Origin of the sequence: Ensifer adhaerens, assembly GCF_028993555.1 — a bacterium.
GTDB classification, from domain to species: Bacteria; Pseudomonadota; Alphaproteobacteria; order Rhizobiales; family Rhizobiaceae; genus Ensifer; species Ensifer adhaerens_I.
In genome coordinates, this window is sequence record NZ_CP118610.1 from 4229726 (window position 1) to 4246291 (window position 16566).

The window sequence follows — 16566 nt, forward strand, 5'->3', positions numbered from 1 at the left end:
CGTCTTCCAGGTCGAACCTACTTGAGCGATCTGTCGGGCGCAACGTGTCCCGGCTGGGCTGGCCTGTGCAGATATCGACGATTGCTCCGCTCCGTAGTGTGCGATGGAACAAAAGCCGCTTCGTCCGCTTCAACTTGTTCTGGGCCTGTTGCCGAAGCCTGATAATGCGGTTAATCCGCTCTCAATGCGCGGGGGCTAGGCTTCTACCATGCGAATAAATGCGATCACCAACTGGGCCTATGGCGTGACCGTGCTTCTGACGGGGCTTTCGGGCGCGGCCTTCATTCTGTCGACGGACAGCGCGATCAGGGAACGACAGGCGGTCGAGCAGCATCTGGTGCTCGATACGCTCGGCGAAGAGCTTGCGCTCGGAGCGGAAGTGCGGACCGACGAGGCGCGCCTTTACGTGATGCGCAGCGACGAGCGCCATCTCGAAGCCTTCCATCGCGCGGAGGAAGAGGAGCGCAAGCGCGAAGAGGCGATCAAGACGGCCACGAGTTTCGGCGCGTCCCAGGCCGAGATCGCAGCCCTTCAGGAGATCATGCGCGAGGCCGAAGCACTCGACAAGATCGAGGTTGCCGCGATCGAAGCCTATCAGAAGGGCGATCGCACCAGCGCCCAGGAGAAGCTGTTCGGCCCCGAGCACGAGCGCCTGCAGACAGCACTTCTGGATACGGTCTCGCGGTTTCGCGACCTGACCAATGCTCGCACGGGCGGGACGCTCAACGAGGCGCAGGAGCGCAGCGACTGGTACGCCGTCGCCGCCAAGACGATGCTCGGCATCACCGCTGCCCTGTTCTTGAGTGTGCTCTATTTCATTCTCAAACGCCGTGTCGCCATGCCGCTCACCCGCATGAGCGGCATCGTCACACGCCTGGCAGAGCAGGATTACGCCGTGGAGGTGCCGCTCGATCGGCGTCGCGACGAGATCGGTGAAATGAACCAGGCGATCCATATCTTCCGCGAGAATGGCTTGGAACGCGACCGGCTCGATGCCGAACGGCGGCTGGACCAGCAGACCAAGGACCTGATCCTGCAGATGATGCACCGGCTGCAGGCCTGCCAGGGCCAGGACGAACTGGCCGAGGTCGTCGCTCGCTTTGCGCCGCAGGTCTTTCCCAATCTCGCCGGCCATCTCTACGTCTTGAACGACAGCCGGACGCTCTTGACCCGCGTCGGCACCTGGCTCGATCCGCAGCATTCCGCGCCGTCCTTCCCGTCCAGCGCCTGCTGGGGACTTCGCCGCGGCCGGCCGCATGTCAGCAACCGCGGTCATAGCGACATCGCCTGCCAGCATCTCGACGACGGTGGCACGGTCGGCCTCTGCGTGCCGCTGACGGCCCAGGGGGATACGATCGGCCTTCTCTATTTCGAAGAACGCTCTGACGAAACATTCGCGGTCGAAGCGTCGCGCCTCTATCTCGAATTGATCGCCGAAAACATCGGGCTTGCCGTCGCCAATCTTCAGTTGCGCGAGAAGCTCACCAATCTGGCGGTGCGCGACGCGCTGACGGGGCTGCTCAACCGCCGCTGCCTCGATGAGGCGCTGAACCGGCAGCCGCGCGGGCAGGGCGGCAAACCGCTCACCTGCCTGATGATCGACATCGACCATTTCAAGCGCTTCAATGACGAGTTCGGCCACGACGCGGGCGACGTCGTCATGCAGTATGTGGCGCAGATCATCGTCGATACGGTGTCCGATGCCGGCAGCGCCTACCGCTTCGGCGGAGAGGAATTCACGGTGCTGCTGCCGGAGGCTGGCGAAGCCTCGGGCTATGAGCTTGCCGAGCGGCTCAGGACCCGGATCGGCACCACACCGTTGTCGCATCGTGGTCGGATCCTCGGTACGGTTTCGGTTTCGATCGGCATCGCTTCGGCCCCGAACGACGGGCCTGTCGCCACGCTGCTCACCCGCGCCGACGCGGCCCTTCTCGACGCCAAGAACCATGGCAGAAACCGCAGCGTCTGCGCCTCCGGACTGAGCTTCGGTGATGGCGCGGAACGGCGCAGTCTGGCCTGACAGCACCGCCCTCACAGAGCCCCAGCGAATGTCCGCCTTGAAACGGGCGCATTCGATGCTATCTATTGCCGCGATAGAAATTTGAACAGGATACACGCATCGATGGATTTCACCCTGAACGCCAAGCCGAACCGTCTTGCCATCAGGGAAAACCGTATCCATGCCTGCTTCAATTTCACTCTCCCAGCTTTCGTGGTCCACGCCTGAGGGCCGAAGCCTCTTTTCCAATCTCGACCTGACCTTTGGTCCTGTTCGTACCGGCCTTGTCGGCCGCAACGGGGTGGGGAAATCCACGCTGCTGCGCCTGATCGAGGGCGCGCTCGCGCCGCAGGCCGGTAAGGTCGCCGTCGTCGGCAGCCTCGGCGTGTTGAGCCAGACCGTCCAGGTCACCGCCGACGAGACCGTCGCTGATCTCTTCGGCGCTGCCGATGCGCTTGCCGTCCTCAAGCGGGCGGAAGAGGGATTGGCCAGCATGAACGAGCTTGCCACCGCCGACTGGACGCTCGAATCCCGGCTGGAGGGGGCACTTGCCCGCGTCGGTCTGGATGCGTCGGCTGGGACGCGCTTAGCAGCCCTTTCCGGCGGGCAGATGACCCGCGTGAAGCTTGCTGCCCTTGTCTTCAAGGAGCCGGATTTCATTCTGCTCGACGAGCCCACCAACAATCTCGACCGGGAAGGACGCGCGGCCGTTGCCGCGCTGATGGCGGGTTGGCGCGGCGGCGCCATCGTCGTCAGCCATGACCGCGTACTTTTGGAGACGATGGACGCGATCGTCGAGCTGACGACGCTGGGCGCCACCACCTATGGCGGCAACTGGAGCCACTACCGCGAGCGCAAGGCGATCGAGCTGGCCTCGGCCCGCCACGATCTCGTCGATGCCGAGCGGCGTCTGGCCGAGGTCGAGCGCAAGACCCAGGAGATGGCCGAACGCAAGGCGCGCAAGGACGCGGCCGGCCGCCGCAAGCGCGCCAAGGGCGATGCGCCGCTGCTGCTGCTGGATGCAAGGAAGGAGCGCAGCGAGAAGACCGGTGGCGACAACGCCCGGCTGGCGGATCGCCGGCGCGATTCTGCCATCGGTGATCTGGCCGAAGCGCGCGAACGCATCGAGATCCTGCAGCCGCTGACCGTCCGCCTGCCTTCAACCGGCCTTCCCACCGGCCGCAGCGTGCTGCAGGTCGATGATGCCGGCGTTGGCTATCAGCCGGGGAAGCCGGTGATCGACCGGCTGTCACTGTCGATTGTCGGCCCGGAGCGCGTGGCACTCACCGGCCGCAACGGCTCGGGCAAGACGACGCTACTGGCGCTGCTGACCGGTGACCTCAAGCCCTGGTCAGGCAGCGTGCGCATCCTGGTCGATCACGCCATGCTCGACCAGCAGGTGAGCCTGCTCGATCCCCGTCTTTCGATCCGCGACAATTTCCGGCAGCTCAATCCTGAAGCCAGCGAGAACGACTGCCGCGCGGCACTCGCCCGTTTCATGTTCCGGGCGGACGCAGCCTTGCAGGTCGTTTCGAGCCTCAGTGGCGGTCAGATGCTGCGCGCCGGGCTTGCGTGCGTACTCGGCGGCCGCAACCCGCCGCAACTGCTGATCCTCGACGAGCCGACCAACCATCTGGACATCGATTCGATCGAGGCGGTCGAGGCGGGGCTGCGCGCCTATGACGGGGCGCTGCTTGTCGTCAGCCACGACCGCGCCTTCCTGGAGGCGATCGGCATCAACAGGCGGATCGAGCTTTCCTGATGGAGGATCACTCCGCCCAGCGCGCTTCACCGGTAAAGGCGATCGTCAGCCAGCGGTCTTGGCCGGGATCGCCGATCTCCTCGCCGACCTCGGCGCGGATCCGGTCGAGTTCGGCGAGCGTGCCGACCTTGGTTTCCGGCGTTCCGATCAGATAGACCTCGATCGTCCTGGAACGCCCGACCTTGGCGACATAGGTGCGATAGTCGACAAAGCCGTGGCGGGCGACTGCATTTGCAGCCGCCTGGCGCACGCGCTCGTCGAGCTCGGCAGGCGCGACCAGGAAGATCTCCTTCAAGGCCTGGAACACCGTGCGGATCGGCAGCGGGATAAGGCAGAGCGTCAGCACGATCAGGATCGCCGGGTCGACATAGGGCGTCCAGTGTTCGTAGGCCGTACCCTTCAATGCCGCGGCGATCACGAAGGCGACGAGCAGGGCCGAGGTGATCGCGCCGGACATCGCCCAGGCACGCACGTCGAGCGCCAGGAACTCCGAGCCGATCGGCCGGTTCGCCCGGCGTATGTAGAAAAACATAACGAGGCAGATCACCACGACGACGGCCGCATAGGCAATGGCCCAGTCGAAGGCGAGGTGGTTGCCACCCGACAAGAGCGATCCGACGGCGTTAACCATCGCGTAGAAGGAAAGCAGCGTCAGCAACCCGGCATTGAACAGCAGCACCATGGGTTCGATGTGCCAAAACCCCATCTGGAACCGCTTGCTCTGCTTCGGGATCAATTGCGTCACGCCGAGCGCAAGCACGGTCATGGAGGCGTCGACCGCGGAGAAGACACCGTCGAAGACGATGGAAACCGAGCCCGAAAGCAGACCGAAGATAACGCCCGTCATCCCGACGACGACGGTGGCCGCGATCGATTGCTTGAGGACTGTCTGTTCGGTTTGGGCGGCCATGATGTTGTTTTTACTCCTGTTTCGGCGCGGTGCTTAGGGGTTGGCGGTGTCGAAATGGTGGCAACGGCCGCAAACATAGCGGTTTGCCTGCGCGCAAGACAGCTGTTGCGTGCATCCGCTAATAAAGCGAGGCGTTGTATTTCGGGGTCTCTACGCTCAGAATTGCCGGCAGTATCGGCGACCGGCGGAGGGGAAAATGATCGTCGAGATATTGCTCGGTGCCCTCTTCATTTTCGGCACGGTCGCCCTGACGCTCGCCGCCTATTTCCTGATGCGGTTGATCATGGGGGGCGAGGCGGAAGGCGATGAAAAGGAACTTGCGAGCTCCATTATCTTCCGGGTTGCTGCGCTGCACGGCCTGATCCTCGCGCTCGTCTTCGCGCAGGAGATGGTCGAGTACCAGCAACTCAAATACACGATGGCCATCGAAGCCGGCGCCATCGCCGACATCTACTTCGATGCCGGGCGCTACGGCGAGGATTTCAAGGCGCCGATCCAGCAGGCGATCTCCGCCTATGCGGCTGAGGTGATCGACGGCGAATGGCAGTCGTTGGGGAACAAGGGACGTCTTTCACCAGAGGCTTGGGTTCGTTGGGATGAAGCCTATCAGCAGGTGCTGAACCTTTCGCCGGCCGACAAGCGCCAGGAGAGCCTGCGCAGCCAGATGCTGGAGCGTCTGCACGACATCTCGCTAAGCCGGACCAAGCGGGAAAGCAATGTCGCGGATTCGATCGACAGCATCTTCTGGTTCGCGGCGCTTGCGGGCGTCATCTTCATCGCGCTCGCCTATTATTCCTTCCCGCCGATGCGGCGCAATCTGCTGCTGCTTTGCCTCTTCGGCGCCTATACCGGCATCATTCTCTTCCTGATCTACGCCTTTTCCAATCCGTACGAGCCGCCAGCGGCGCTGGCACCTGGCCCGCTCGAACGGGTGCAGCAACAGATCAGTGCATCGTCACCTGCGAGCGGCGGGTAGCGCTCAGTCCTAGGCGAACTGCTCCAACCGCAGGAGATCGCCGCCAATGGCGACGCGCTCGGACGTATCGGCGCGCGCGGCCTTGGGGCGTGGCGGCGGCATGGAGTGGCCGATCGCAAACAGAAGCGCGCTTGCCGCTGAAAGCAGCCCGAACAGCAGGAACATGCCGGCGCCGCCGACGGTGCCAAGTGCCAGGCCGCCGATGAGCGGCCCGAGGAAGTTTCCGACAGTCGAGAGCGAATGGGCGCCGAAATAGGTGCCGCGATTGCCGGCATTCGAAATGCCGTCGACCAGCACATATTCCGAGGGCACGACGAGCACCTCGCCGATGGTGAAGAGGATCATCGAGGCGACCAGCATTTCCATTCCGGACGAGGCTGCAAAACCGACTTCGCCGACCAGAAACAACAGGCAGCCGAGCGACAGCGCCGGCAGCGCACCGATCCTTTCGATCACGAAGCGGGCAGGCGTGCTCGCGATCAGCACCGTAGCGGCATTGGTCGAAACCAGGAGCGCAAAGAGCGTGACACCATCCTCGAACGCGGTGTTGAGATACTGTGACAGGGTCACCGACCACTGACCATGGACGGCGAGCAGCAATGTGCCGCCGACGACGAAGAAGACCAGCCTTCGGTCGCTAAGCGCGGCGACAAGCCCGCGCCAGCCACCGCCGGCCCGGGATGCCCCCTTGGTCTGGAGCATCTGCCTGTTGCCGGCTTCGGGCACCGTCAGGAAGAGCACCAGGCCGAAGACCGCGTGTATGACGCCGGCACTGATGAACAGCGTCGAATAGGCAGCGCCGACCCAGACGCCGATCAGCGGTCCGATGGCCCAGCCGGCATTGATGGCGAGATAGCGCCAGGAGAAAATCTTGAGGCGCAGATGCTCAGGCGCGGCATCGCTCATCAAGGCACGCGCAACCGGCTCATAGACGGCGGCTGCGACGGCGGAAACGATGTGCGCCAGCGCGAAGGCGGCGATCGATTGCGCCAGCCCGAGCCCCGCCAACGCCAGCCCGGCCATGAAAAGCGCTGCGGTCAGCACACCTTTTCGGCCGACCCGGTCGGACAGCGTGCCGGCAAAGGGGCTGACGACGGCGCCAAGCAATGGGCCGGCACCGATCAGGGCGCCGATGCCGGCGGGGCTGAGGCCAAAATCGCGCTGCAGGCGGATCGCGAGGAAGGTCAGGCTCATGCCCTTGGCAATCGTCACCACGCCGGAGCCTGCTATGAGAAGCAGAGCAACACGGCGGCCAGCGTCTTCGGAGTAGGCATTCATCGCAGGCACCTGCAGGCTGGGCGGGCGCTCGGTTTCCGTGCGGATGTCGAGCGGCCACAAGAGGGAAAGAGACTCCTCTTGCGATTACATCCGTCGCGTGTGCTCGGCAAGGGTGCAGCGATCCGGCGACAATCGGCCGCTGCGGGGCGAAGGCATGTCCCATGCGGCCGTGATCTGAACGAAAAAGAAAAGCGGTCACAGGTCATGGCGGCCTCAGAACGGTCTCGCAATGTCTGCGCCTGGCTCTGGCGTCGGGCTGCCGGCTAGTCCTTCCCCTGCCGTTCCTGCCAGGTCATGTAGAGTGATTTCGGCTCGGCATCGTCGACCGGCACGTGCCGAAAACGCATGGCCTGCTCGGCAAGTGGTTTTGCCAGTTCTGCGTAGATCGCTGCGGTCGACAGGCCGAAGGGTTCGGCATCGGCGTTCGAATGCGCATAGGCGATCTCGGTGATCCCGGCCATGCGCATGGCTGCAAGGCACATCGGGCAGGGCTGGCCGCTGGCGTAGACCGATGCGCCTTCGAGCCGCGGCGAGCGGAGTGTGCGGGCGGCGGCACGCAAGGCGTTGAGTTCCGCATGCGAAGTCGGGTCGCCGGTCGACAGCATCTCGTTGACGCCGCGGCCGACGATCTCACCGTCCTTGACGACGACCGCGCCAAAGGGGCGACCGTCTTTCTCGATGTTGCGGCGAGCGAGCGCTACGGCCTCTGCCAGATAGGTCTGTTCCTGGTTCATCGGAGTTCTTTCTAACGCGCGCCGGCGTCGACCAGCAGTTTCTCGATCTGACTGTGGCCGCGCTGGCGCGCATGGGTGAGCGGGCTCACGCCTTCGCCATCGGCAAGGTTTACGTCAGCGCCGGCCTTGATCAGCAGCCGCACGATCTCGGTGTGTTTTTCGCCGCCGGTGCCAAGGATGATCGCCTCAAGCAGCGCCGTCCAGCCGAGGCGATTGACGTGGTCGACATCGACGCCCGCCTTAATCAGCGTCTTGACGGTCTCGACATGGCCGCGCTCGGAAGCTGGAATGAGCGCCGTGCCGCCATAGCGGTTCGTGCTCTTGAGGTCGGCGCCATGCGCAAGCGTCAGCTTCAGGATTTGGAGATGGCCACGTGCGCCGGCGTAGAGGTAAGGACTGTCCTGGATCTTGTCCTTGGCATTGACGTCGGCGCCGGCCTCGATCAGCGCGCGCGCCGCATCGACGCGGTTTTCGTGGGTGGCGACGAGAAGGGCCGTGGCGCCGCTGGCATCGCGGGTCTCGACGCTTGCGCCCTGTTGCAGCAGCGACTTGATCTTGTCCGCATCCCCGGCCTCGGCAGCGGAAATCAGTTGGTTTTCGAGCATGGAGGCCCCCACAGGTGCGGGTGAAAGGCTGAAGACGGCGATCGATGCGCCGACCAGCGAGCCGAAAAGTCTTGGTCGCATTCCATCTTTCCGATCATGCCACCGGTCGAACAGGCCGGTCTCAGTGGTTCCGGTTGAGGCGAGACGTGGAAACCCGGAAGTGGCGGTGCCTTCGTCCTCGCTCGTGGCGTTCTCGTGCTTACTTGAACAGGTCCGCAACCTTTTCAAGGGCGCTGGACACGCGTCTTCACCGAACGTGTTGCCCGCCCGGCAATGGCCCCTCGTCGCGGACCATAGGAGTCGCAGCGCCTATTCGGAAATTAAATGTACGAATGATCACGAGTGGAAAAATGAATGAATAACCCTTCGACTGCGCCTGCCCAGAGATCTCGGAATCGCGGCGGAGCACGGGGGCTCTACCGCGTCGACCGCCAGCGGAAAAGCGGTGGCGGCCAAAGCGAAACGGGCGTGATGCGACCGTTGGCGATCACCCAATCCCGTGAGCGCGCCTGGGTCGACGTCGTGTCAGAGCATCGAGCGGCTGAGACCGCCGTCGACCGGCAACGCGACGCCGGTGATGTAGCTTGCCTGGCGGCTGGCGAGGAAAGCCGCGGCTGCCCCGAATTCCGCCGGTGTGCCGTAGCGTCCGAGCGGAATCTCCTGCTGGCTGCGTGCTGCGACCGTCGCGATATCGACGCCTTCGCTTTCCGCATCCATGCGGTCGAAGCTCAGCGTGCGGTCGGTGGCAAGCCGACCCGGCAGAAGCAGGTTGACGGTCACGCCGTCGGCTGCGACCTCGCCGGCAAGTGTCTTCAGCCAGCCGGCGACCGCACTTCTGAGGGCATTCGAGGCGGTAAGCCCGACGATCGGCTCGCGGATGCTGGTGGAGGCGACGGCGATGATCCGTCCGAACTGCTGCTCCCGCATGCGAGGCAGCAACCGGCCGGTAATGCGCATCCCGGCCAGCACCATGGTTTCGAACTGCGCGCGCCAGAAATCGGGCTCGATCGCCGAGGCAGGCGAGGGCGGCGGCCCGCCGCCGTTCAGGACGAGAATGTCGATCGCGCCGAAATCGGCTGCGAGCTGATCGAGCAGGCCGTCGAGCGTGTCGGGTTTCGAAAGGTCGAGCGCGTAGCCCCGCGCCGATGGGCCGATGTCGCTGGCCACCATGGACGCTGATGCCGCATCGCGACCGGTCAGGGCAACGGTGACGCCTTCGTTTGCCAGTGCCTCGGCGATGCCGCGGCCTAGCCCCTTGCTGCCGCCGAGCACCAGTGCACGTTTTCCAGCGATGCCAAGATCCATGACCGGTTCTCCTCGATGTCGAATTCAGAATGACCAGGATCTGGAGCTACTACAGTTTTGCTCGAAGCGGAATCGAATTGACGTCGGCGAACGGCGAGGCAGGCCCAATAAGAAAGCCCGGTCGGAAAACCGACCGGGCTTTTCCCCCCGCCCTTGTTGCGACGGATCAGCGGCAGATGCGAATTTTCTTGAAGTACAGGTTGCCGTAGTGGTCGTAGCGCTTGACCTTCTTGATGAAGCAGTACGGTTCGTCTTCGTAATAGTACGGCCCGCCGTAGTAGTCGCCGACATAGCCGACCTGTCCACCCCAGCCATGGCCGTAGTGCCCATTGCTGAAGCCGATCGAGAAACCGCCGGCCTGCGACGGGGCGGCAAAGGAGATGGCGGCGGTAACGGCAACAGCGGCTGCGATGATGATCTTGCGCATGATGTTCTCTCCTCTGGGTTGGTTGGGATGAGCCTTCGTCATCCATGAGGGAAAGATCGCATCGAACGGATATATTCGCAGTTCCGGATGGAACAGGGTGTAGCCGGCGGTTGCGCAAGAGTGCGAGCCGCCGGCCGTTGCGGTTATTGGCTGCCGAAGCTCGGGATCTTCCGCTAGGCGGCCGGCGCCGCTGGAGCGCGGATACGCGCCATGGCGAAAACATCCGCAAGCACGCCGCTTCTGAGCGCATAGGCCCGGTGCGTGCCCTCCATCTCGAAGCCTGTCTTCCGGTAGAGTGCGATGGCAGGCTCGTTGTCGGTGAAGACAGTGAGCTCGATGCGGCTGATGCCCAGCCAGTTGTCGGCAGCATCGATCAAGGCCGTAAGCAGTGCCTTACCAATCCCTTCGCCACGGTGCTTGTCGTCGACGCTGATGCCAAGGGCGGCTGAATGGTGGCGCCGTCCCTTGCTGCGGTGCAGGCCGGCCATGCCGACGATCCGGCCATCGCGTTCGGCAACGATGACAGTGTCGTCGTCCGATCGTGTCTCCATCCACTTGCGCGTCTGTTCCGGCGTGGAAAAGGGCAATCGGAGTGTTCCGGATCGGATGCCCGGCTGGCTCATCAGGGCGGCGACCGCCTCCCAGTCGACAATGCGCGCCGCGCGGATCTTGGTTTCGGGAGGAGCGTGCGTCTCAGTCATTGTTTCCTCTCTTTGCTCCGAGGAAACAGGACCCAACCCTGCTCGCCTCGGCAGGGTTGGTGGGGGACATTTTTCGCTCAATTCAGCGCAACAGGTCTCCCGCACACCCCTGGGGTATGCGTGCAAAGCACCATTGCGAGAATCGAACGATTGTCCATGCCGCGAGGATAGCAAGCGAAGGTAGAAAGGCAAGCCCGCCGCGCCGGTCAAGGCGCGGGCGGAGATCAGGTCACCTGCCAGGCGATGTAGACGAGCGTGGCGGCGATCAGCCAGAGCGCAATGCGGCCGGAGCGCGTGTGTCTGGCCTCCGCCTTGCCGATCGCATGGGCGGTCTCCGCGTCGAAGCGCAGGCCGTTTTCGCTCATGGCCATGATCTCGCTCGAGAACTTTTCAGTGCGCGCGGCTATTTCGGGGGCGGCTTCTGCAAGCCTGAGCGCCGCGTGCAGGCCATCGCGAAGATCGCCGACGATACGCTTGGGCCCGAGATTGTCGCGAATCCACTTGCCGACGACCGGCTCGGACGCTTTCCACATGTTGAAGCGCGGATTGAGCGTGCGGGCCACACCTTCGACGACCACCATCGTCTTCTGCAGCATGACAAGCTCGGGACGGGTCTGCATGTCGAAGAGTTCAGTAACTTCGAACAGCAGGGTCAGGAGCTTTGCCATCGAGATGGTCTCGGCCGGCTGGCCGTGGATCGGCTCGCCGATCGCGCGGATTGCCTGGGCAAAGCTCGCGGCGTCGTGATGCGAGGGCACGTAACCCGCCTCGAAATGCACGTCGGCGACGCGCTGGTAGTCGCGGGTAATGAAACCGAATAGGATCTCGGCCAGGAACCGGCGCTCTTTCTTTCCGAGCCGGCCGACGATGCCCATGTCAACGGCGACGATATGGCCGGCGTCATCGACGAAGAGATTGCCCTGATGCATGTCGGCGTGGAAGAAGCCGTCGCGCAGCGTGTGGCGCAGGAAGGACTGGATCAGGGTTTCGGCGAGCTGGTTGAGGTCATGGCCGGCAGCCTTGAGCCCCTCGATATCCGACATCTTGACGCCGTCGATCCACTCCATGGTGACGACGTCGCGTCCGGTCCGTTCCCAGTCGACCTTCGGCACGCGAAAGCCGGAATCATCCTTGGTGTTCTCGCCGAGCTCGGAAAGCGCTGCTGCCTCCAACCGAAGATCCATTTCGATCTTGGTCGTCTGCTCCAGCGTCTTGGTGACTTCGACCGGCTTCAGCCGGCGCGTATAGGGCAGGAAGCGCTCCTGCATATGGCTGACAAGATACATCGCCTCGATGTCGGAGGCGAAGCGCTGGCGAACACCGGGGCGGATGACCTTGACCGCCACTTTCTCCGGCTTGCCGTCGCGCAGCACGATGGCCGGATGTACCTGGGCGATCGAGGCGGCGGCCATCGGCTCGGAAAACTCCTGGTAGAGGTCGTCGACTGTCCGGCCGAGCGAGCCCTCGATCGCGGCTTTCGCCTCGCTCTGAGGGAAGGTCGCCATGCTGTCCTGCAGCAGCGACAGGTCGGCGGCGAACTCCGCGCCGACGACGTCAGGCCGCGTCGCCAGGAACTGGCCGATCTTCACATAGGAAGGGCCGAGGCGGGCGACGGCGCGCGACAACCGGTCGCTGCGCTCCTCACCCGGTACCCGGCGGCGCGCCAAGAGCCCCGCCGCCTTCTGGGCGAAACGGGCGAAAGGCGGCAGGTGCTCGGTTGGAACGGCGGAGACGACGCCTTCGCGCACGAGAACCCAGCCGATCCGCGCGAGGCGGACATATGCTCCAGGCGTGCTCATGAGGATCAGATTTTCCAGCCGGAATGCAGCGCTGCGATGCCGCCGGTGTAGTTGGTGAAGGAGACACGGGAGAATCCGGCCTCCTTGATCATGGTCGCGAAGTCGCGCTGGTTCGGGAACTTGCGGATCGATTCCACCAGATACTGGTAGGGCGCCTCGTCGCCGGTGATCAGCTTGCCGAACTTCGGGATCGCGTTGAACGACCAGGCATCATAGAAGCGATCGAGCAGCGGCATCTCCACTTCGGAGAACTCCAGCACGAGCAGGCGGCCGCCGCGCTTCAGCACCCGGTGCGCCTCCTTCAGCGCCACGTCGATGCGCGGCACGTTACGGATGCCGAAGGCGATCGTATAGGCGTCGAAGGTATTTGCTTCGAACGGCAGTTCCTCGGCATTGGCCTCGACGAATTCGAGATTGGCGGAAAGCTTCTTCTTTTCCGCCCTCTCGGCGCCGACGGCAAGCATCGAGCCGTTGATGTCGAGCACGGTCGCATGCGCCTTGCGGTCGGAGGCCTCGATGATGCGGAAGGCGATGTCGCCAGTGCCACCGGCAACGTCCAGCACTTTATAGTCTTCGCGGCGCGGCGGGTTGAGCGCGGCAATCATCGCGTCTTTCCAGGCGCGGTGCAGGCCGGCTGACATCACGTCGTTCATGATGTCGTAGCGCTTGGCCACCTTATGGAAGACGTCGTTGACGAGCGGCTGCTTTTCGCCGGCGTCGACATTGCGGAAACCGAACGATGTTTCCATGCCGCCATCGGCCGATACGCGCTGATCCGTCATACGAAGAACTCCATCTGAACCAATTTTTCCGGCACCATAGCGAAAAGGCCCCATCCGCGCTATCTCGTGGACGGGACCGCGCCTGCGGCATAGCGCACTCCCTATAGGATAAGAAGGCCGCCAAGGAAATGCCATCGGCCGCATCCGGTGGCCGAGATCGCAGGAGTGCATTTATGCCGGAGTTGCCCGAGGTCGAAACCGTCAAGCGCGGCCTGGCGCCGACCATGGAGGGCGCGCTGATCGTCAACGCGGAACTGCGCCGGCCGGACCTGCGCTTTCCGTTTCCGGAGAATTTTTCCGCAACCGTTGCCGGCCAGCGCATCGTCTCGCTGTCGCGCCGGGCGAAGTATCTGATGATCGATCTGGAGGCGGGCGACGTCATCATCGCCCATCTCGGCATGTCCGGCTCCTTCCGCATCGAGGCGGGGCCGGCGGCGGCGACGCCGGGCGAGTTTCACCATCCGCGCGGCAAGGACGAGAAGCACGATCACGTCATCTTTCATCTAGACGGCGCCGACGGCCCCGTGCGGGTGATCTACAACGACCCACGCCGCTTCGGCTTCATGGACCTTGCCCGCCGCGAAACGGTGGCAAGCCACGCCTATTTCCGGGCACTCGGCGAGGAGCCGACAGGCAACCTGCTCGATGCCACCTATCTTGCGGCGCGGTTTTCCGGAAAGGCGCAGCCGCTGAAGGCAGCCTTGCTCGACCAGAAGAACATTGCCGGGCTCGGCAATATCTATGTCTGCGAGGCGCTGTGGCGCTCGCATCTGACGCCGGTGAAACCCGCCGGCGAACTCGTCGACAAGCGTGGCAAGCCGAAGGACGGGCTGCTGCGGCTGACGGACGCGATCCGCGAGGTCATCGCCGATGCCATCGCCGCCGGCGGCTCGTCGCTCAAGGACCATATCCAGGCCGACGGCTCGCTCGGTTATTTCCAGCACTCCTTCTCCGTCTACGACCGCGAAGGAGAGGCTTGCCGCACGTCGGGCTGCAACGGTACGGTCGCCCGGATCGTGCAGGCGGGCCGTTCGACCTTCTATTGCCCGCACTGCCAGAAATGAACGCCGGGCCATTCGCGGTCTGGCGTCTAAGATAAACCGGAGGAAACAGGAATGACCTACGAAACGCTGCTGGTCGAGACACGCGGCCGCGTCGGCCTCGTGACGCTCAATCGTCCGCAGGCGCTGAATGCGCTGAACTCGACCGTGATGCGCGAGCTTGCCGCAGCGCTGAAGGCCTTCGATGCCGACAAGGAGATCGGTGCCGTCGTCGTCACCGGCTCGGAGAAGGCCTTTGCCGCCGGCGCCGACATCAAGGAGATGCAGGAGCTCGATTTCGTCGACAGCTATCTCGGTGATTTCATCGGCGGCTGGGACCAGGTGGCAGCGGCCCGCAAGCCGGTGATCGCTGCCGTTTCCGGCTACGCGCTCGGCGGCGGCTGCGAGCTGGCGATGATGTGCGACTTCATCATCGCGTCCGAGACCGCGAAATTCGGCCAGCCCGAAATCACCCTCGGCGTCATTCCAGGCATGGGTGGCTCGCAGCGCCTGACGCGTGCTGTCGGCAAGGCGAAGGCGATGGACCTGGTTCTGACCGGGCGCATGATGGACGCGGCGGAGGCGGAACGCGCAGGACTCGTTTCGCGTGTGGTGGTGCCGGAGAAACTGATGGAGGAAGCGCTGGCCGCGGCCGAGAAGATTGCATCCTTCTCGCTGCCGGCGGTCATGATGGCGAAGGAGGCGGTGAGCCGCTCTCTCGAACTGACGCTCGCCGAAGGCCTTCGTTTCGAACGCCGGCTCTTCCATTCGCTCTTTGCGACCGAAGACCAGAAGGAGGGCATGGCCGCCTTCGTCGCCAAGCGCAAGCCGGAGTTCAAACATCGCTAGCCCAGAGCACGGCGCGCAGATTCTGGAAAATGCGCGTTGACGGGGCGGCTGTTTCCCGCTATACGCCGCCCTCAGTTTGGAACGCCACTCTGGGCTTTCCGGAAATACTCCCGAATTGCTTTGATGACAGGTCGCAGTGACCCGGCACGGCGAGGGCGGAGTTCATGTCAGTTTTCGAAGAGAGGCACCAATGGCCAATACAACTTCGGCGAAAAAGGCGACCCGCAAGATCGCACGCCGCACCGCAGTGAACAAGGCCCGTCGTTCGCGCGTTCGTAACTTCATCCGCAAGGTCGAAGAAGCGATCGCTACCGGCGACCAGGCAGTTGCAGCCGCAGCGCTCAAGGCAGCTCAGCCCGAGTTGATGCGCGCAGCCACCAAGGGCGTCCTGCACGCCAACACTGCATCGCGCAAGGTTTCGCGCCTCGCGCAGCGCGTGAAGTCGCTTTCGGCCTAATCCGGCTAAGAAAAATCTGTTAATGAAAAGCCCGGCCCTTGCGCCGGGCTTTTCGGATTCATACTTCTGTCATCGCGATGGTTAATCCGGCAGTATTACGTTGTGTCAATGCGATGACAAAATTTTTGAAATAAATTCAATGACTTACCGGAGGTCCTTATCAAAAGGATGTCTCTGGCCGGGGGTCTCCTGACCCCGAAATGAGTCAAGCAAATTTTTATTTTTTTTCTTTTTCGCCAGCTAAGCAAAGGGCGAAAATTCAAAACCCTTGATTCAACAGCGATTCTTCGCGGACTCGGATTGCGGCAAGCAAAAGGCAGACTGAGAGTCAACGGTCAGTGCTTAAGGTTGCTTAAAAATCGCGATTGATCTTGCCCATCGATCCTGCCTAAATGCCCTCCACAGGGGACACAGACCACATCTGTAAAGGAAGCAGAAGACGCCATTTCGAAGAAATGGTTTCGATGTTTCTGTCCTTTGTATCAGGGCGGCTCCGCGTCGTTCAATCAGACAAGTCGAAGGTGAAAAAACCGGATGGTTCGTTCCACTCCGGAAGAGAAGCTTTCGTCTTATGGTTGTGGGGCGGTGCTTAGGTCATGACGGTGGGTGCAAGCGGCGCCTGTCGGCAGACAAAAGTCCAACGCGCGGCTCATCGCTTCGTACGAGGGTGCGGAGAGCTGTTGACGAGGAGGAGGATCCGAGGCGGTGCGGGAGCGCACCGAAGGATTGTTGACAAGAGGCGCGAGGGGACATTCTCCGGCCACATGTGGCGGGTGGATGCGCGTAGCGCGCAGCGAGGCGGGAGATGAGGAGCCCGGTGTCGACTGCGACTGTGACGTTCGACGTGTGCGGCATGGCCTTTCGAGGCGCCGCGGGCGACGGACATAAGAGATGACGCCGGCAGCGATGACGGCATCTGAACATGAATCGGAAGGCGGCAAA

Annotated in this window: 15 protein-coding genes; 6 read left to right on the top strand and 9 right to left on the bottom strand. The window is 63.3% G+C overall.

The window, feature by feature from the left end; genetic code table 11:
- The first annotated feature begins 208 nt into the window (after positions 1–208).
- Together PWG15_RS20425 and PWG15_RS20430 are read left to right on the top strand one after the other, a co-directional pair.
- Positions 209–2020, top strand: a complete 1812-nt coding sequence (locus PWG15_RS20425; RefSeq protein ID WP_275022415.1) for a sensor domain-containing diguanylate cyclase — start codon at positions 209–211, stop codon at positions 2018–2020.
- A gap of 160 nt (positions 2021–2180) precedes the next feature.
- Positions 2181–3761: an ABC-F family ATP-binding cassette domain-containing protein gene (locus tag PWG15_RS20430; RefSeq protein WP_275022416.1), complete on the top strand. Its 1581-nt coding sequence runs from the start codon at positions 2181–2183 to the stop codon at positions 3759–3761.
- Positions 3762–3768: 7 nt separating this feature from the next.
- Here the strand turns inward: PWG15_RS20430 and PWG15_RS20435 are convergent, their stop codons facing one another.
- A complete protein-coding gene (locus tag PWG15_RS20435) occupies positions 3769–4671 on the bottom strand; it encodes a cation diffusion facilitator family transporter (RefSeq protein ID WP_275022419.1) in 903 nt (300 codons plus the stop codon).
- Between the two features lie 196 nt (positions 4672–4867).
- On the opposite strand from PWG15_RS20435, the gene PWG15_RS20440 reads away from it, so the two are divergent.
- Positions 4868–5647: a bestrophin-like domain gene (locus tag PWG15_RS20440; RefSeq protein WP_275022429.1), complete on the top strand. Its 780-nt coding sequence runs from the start codon at positions 4868–4870 to the stop codon at positions 5645–5647.
- Positions 5648–5656: 9 nt separating this feature from the next.
- Here PWG15_RS20440 and PWG15_RS20445 read toward each other — a convergent pair whose 3' ends face one another.
- From PWG15_RS20445 to ubiE, 8 genes are all read right to left on the bottom strand, one after another.
- Positions 5657–6985, bottom strand: coding sequence for an MFS transporter (locus PWG15_RS20445; RefSeq protein WP_275022430.1), 1329 nt, complete (start codon positions 6983–6985; stop codon positions 5657–5659).
- Between the two features lie 203 nt (positions 6986–7188).
- Positions 7189–7659 carry a nucleoside deaminase gene (locus PWG15_RS20450; RefSeq protein ID WP_275022431.1) on the bottom strand — a complete coding sequence of 157 codons (471 nt, stop codon included), beginning with the start codon at positions 7657–7659 and terminating at the stop codon, positions 7189–7191.
- Between the two features lie 11 nt (positions 7660–7670).
- Positions 7671–8264: an ankyrin repeat domain-containing protein gene (locus PWG15_RS20455; RefSeq protein WP_275024473.1), complete on the bottom strand. Its 594-nt coding sequence runs from the start codon at positions 8262–8264 to the stop codon at positions 7671–7673.
- Positions 8265–8789: 525 nt separating this feature from the next.
- Positions 8790–9569 carry an SDR family oxidoreductase gene (locus PWG15_RS20460; protein ID WP_275022433.1) on the bottom strand — a complete coding sequence of 260 codons (780 nt, stop codon included), beginning with the start codon at positions 9567–9569 and terminating at the stop codon, positions 8790–8792.
- A gap of 166 nt (positions 9570–9735) precedes the next feature.
- Positions 9736–9996, bottom strand: a complete 261-nt coding sequence (locus PWG15_RS20465) for a hypothetical protein (RefSeq protein WP_275022435.1) — start codon at positions 9994–9996, stop codon at positions 9736–9738.
- A 173-nt stretch (positions 9997–10169) separates the two neighbouring features.
- Positions 10170–10697, bottom strand: a complete 528-nt coding sequence (locus tag PWG15_RS20470; RefSeq protein WP_275022437.1) for a GNAT family N-acetyltransferase — start codon at positions 10695–10697, stop codon at positions 10170–10172.
- A 224-nt stretch (positions 10698–10921) separates the two neighbouring features.
- Entirely contained in the window at positions 10922–12496 is a 1575-nt protein-coding gene (gene ubiB / locus PWG15_RS20475) for a 2-polyprenylphenol 6-hydroxylase (RefSeq protein ID WP_275022438.1), read from the bottom strand.
- Between the two features lie 5 nt (positions 12497–12501).
- Positions 12502–13278, bottom strand: coding sequence for a bifunctional demethylmenaquinone methyltransferase/2-methoxy-6-polyprenyl-1,4-benzoquinol methylase UbiE (gene ubiE, locus PWG15_RS20480; protein ID WP_275022439.1), 777 nt, complete (start codon positions 13276–13278; stop codon positions 12502–12504).
- A 173-nt stretch (positions 13279–13451) separates the two neighbouring features.
- On the opposite strand from ubiE, the gene mutM reads away from it, so the two are divergent.
- From mutM to rpsT, 3 genes are all read left to right on the top strand, one after another.
- The gene (gene mutM, locus PWG15_RS20485) at positions 13452–14342 is read left to right on the top strand and encodes a bifunctional DNA-formamidopyrimidine glycosylase/DNA-(apurinic or apyrimidinic site) lyase (RefSeq protein ID WP_275022440.1); all 891 of its coding nucleotides are present in this window, start codon (positions 13452–13454) and stop codon (positions 14340–14342) included.
- A 51-nt stretch (positions 14343–14393) separates the two neighbouring features.
- Positions 14394–15167: an enoyl-CoA hydratase gene (locus PWG15_RS20490; RefSeq protein WP_275022441.1), complete on the top strand. Its 774-nt coding sequence runs from the start codon at positions 14394–14396 to the stop codon at positions 15165–15167.
- Positions 15168–15357: 190 nt separating this feature from the next.
- A complete protein-coding gene (gene rpsT / locus PWG15_RS20495) occupies positions 15358–15624 on the top strand; it encodes a 30S ribosomal protein S20 (protein ID WP_034797494.1) in 267 nt (88 codons plus the stop codon).
- Positions 15625–16566 lie beyond the last annotated feature (942 nt).